This window comes from Dialister sp. CAG:357, assembly GCF_000435155.1.
GTDB lineage: Bacteria > Bacillota > Negativicutes > Veillonellales > Dialisteraceae > Dialister > Dialister hominis.
This window is the reverse complement of sequence record NZ_FR896475.1, coordinates 1-2,337: the sequence shown is the minus strand read 5'-3', so window position 1 is coordinate 2,337 and position 2,337 is coordinate 1. Positions and strand designations below refer to the sequence as shown.

The 2,337-nt window shown below is 50.8% G+C and carries 2 protein-coding genes; both read right to left on the bottom strand.

Features of this window, described 5'->3' with window-relative positions:
* Positions 1-112 precede the first annotated feature (112 nt).
* Positions 113-946: a nickel transporter permease gene (gene nikC, locus M3200_RS08965; RefSeq protein ID WP_022383184.1), complete on the bottom strand. Its 834-nt coding sequence runs from the start codon at positions 944-946 to the stop codon at positions 113-115.
* On the bottom strand, positions 946-1,890 hold the full coding sequence (gene nikB / locus M3200_RS08960; protein ID WP_022383183.1) for a nickel ABC transporter permease: 945 nt from the start codon (positions 1,888-1,890) through the stop codon (positions 946-948). The genes nikC and nikB overlap by 1 nt, the downstream gene beginning before the upstream one ends.
* Between the last annotated feature and the right edge of the window lie 447 nt (positions 1,891-2,337).

Genomic DNA, 2,337 nt, shown 5'->3' with positions numbered 1-2,337 from the left:
AAAAGGCAATGGGAAAGAATCATGCGGCTTTTGGGAAGAAGCCGGGTGATCCGAAGGAAACGGGATGGCGGGATGCAAGTGAGGAGACCTTGCCATTCGTTTCCTGCGCCTTTTACTGCTGATCCTGATGCGGGTCAAGGACATCCCGGAGTGCATCGCCCCAGAGATTGAAGACGACGACAGAAAGGAAAATCGCAAAACCCGGGAAGAACATGAGCCATGGCGCGGTCTGCAGCTGCAGGCGGCCCTCATTCAGCATGAGGCCCCATTCCGGCTGCGGCGGCTGGCTCCCGAATCCGAGGAAGGAAAGTCCGGCCAGTTCCATCATCATGGCGCCGATATCTGCAGCGGCCGTAATGACGAGAAGGGGAAGGACATTTGGCAGAATATGATGCAAAAGGATGTGAGTGTGAGTGCCGCCGCTGACAATGGCAGCTTCTACGAATTCACTTTCCTTTAATTTCAAGACGAGCGAGCGAGAAAGCCGCGCATACTTCGTCCATGTGACGACCGTCAGAGCCAGCATCGCATTGATCAGGGACGGTCCCATGATGCCGGAAATCGCGATCGCAAGGATGATCCCCGGGAAGGAAATCATCATGTCAGCGATACGCATGATGACGATATCGACGATGTCGCCTGCATAACCGGAAATGACACCGGCTGTCGTGCCGACGACAAAAATGAGAGCGACAAGGAAGAGGACACTGGAGAGCGAACGCTCAGCACCGCAGAGGATGCGGGAGAAAACATCGCGGCCCAGCTTGTCCGTGCCGAAAATATGCGACGAAGACGGAGCCAGATTCGCATCCTTCGTGGAAGCGGAAAGCGGATCATAAGGCGCAATGTGCGGCGCAAGGAATGCAATGAGAAGAATAAAAAGAATCAGGATCGACGTCACGAGGAAAACCCTGTTTTCCCGGAGTCCGCGGGCTATCATGTGCATCAGCGGCCTCCTTTCCTCAGCCTGGGATCCAAGTGCTGATAGGAGAAGTCGATGATGATATTGATCACCATGTACATGAAAGCAATCCAGAGGACGACCGCCTGCACCGTCAGGAAGTCACGGTAGGTGATGGCCTGCACGATCATGTAGCCAAGGCCCGGCCAGGAGAAAATGATTTCCACGACAGCCGCGCCCCCAAGAAGCGAGCCGAAAGCAAGGCCGAAGAGCGTGATCAGAGGCAGGAATGCATTAGGAAGGACTTCCTTCCATAGAATCTGGCTCTCGGAAATGCCCCTGGCGCGTGCGCCCATGACATAGTCCTGCTGGAGTTCTTCAAGAACAGCAGCGCGGACCTGCCTTGTGAACTTGGATGTCATGACAATGCCAAGAGTGACCGTCGGAAGGACGAGATTTTCAAGAGAAATCGTTCCGCCGATGATGGAGAAAAGATTCAGCTTCAGTCCGAAAAGCCAGAGGAGCATGAGGCCCATCCAGAAATTCGGGATCGATACGCCGGCAAACGAGAAGAGCCTCACGATATAGTCGAAGCGGCTGTTCTGGCGGACGGCAGTGTAAATGCCAAGCGGCACAGAGAAGACGAGCATGAAAATCGAGGAGGAGCAGGCGAGAAGAAGAGTCGCAGGAAGCGCTTCCAGAATGGCATCCAGGACCGGCTTCTTCATGAGGTAAGAAAAGCCGAAGTTGCCATGCAGTACGCGTCCCAGCCAGTCCAGATACTGGTAAATGAAAGGCTGGTCGAGCTCCAGCTCATGACGCAGCGCATCGATTTCCAATTGGCTGACGACGATGTCTTCATTGCCGGCAATCATCTGACGGACAGGATCTCCCGGGGACAGCATCACGAGACAGAACGTGATGAAGCTGATGCCCAGAAGAACGATCACCATCTCCACAAGGCGCAGGGCCAGTTGTTTCGGTTTCAAAGTCTTCCTCCTGAGATAATAGACAAACATACGTAAACGAACATTTAGTTCGAAAACCCCATAACGTCAAAGAACAAGGCCTGCATGCAGGACCTTGTTCTTTAAAATGGCAAACTCCGAACTCCCGGCAGTGCCATGCTTGTTTCGTTATCAGATTAGAATTTGTTAAATTAATTATAACATGGTTTCCATGGAAATCAATGACAATGTTTGTCAATACCGAGTAAATGAATGAAATCATAAGAAAATATGAGGAAATCATGAGAATAACCGGGATTAAGAAACATATCATTTAGAATGACCTGTTTTGCATGTATAAGGCATTTTTATAGTACAGTATAGAAAAATCTCGGATTCATCGCGGATCCCGGGAACGATTCGAATAAGTGTACACTTAAACATAGAAAAAATTCTGGTTCTTCACGCTTTTTTGTGGGATAAAAATAA

Bases quoted from the DNA above. Each gene is read 5' to 3' on its own strand.
- nikC (WP_022383184.1), bottom strand. From the start codon at position 946: ATGCACATGATAGCCCGCGGACTCCGGGAAAACAGGGTTTTCCTCGTG.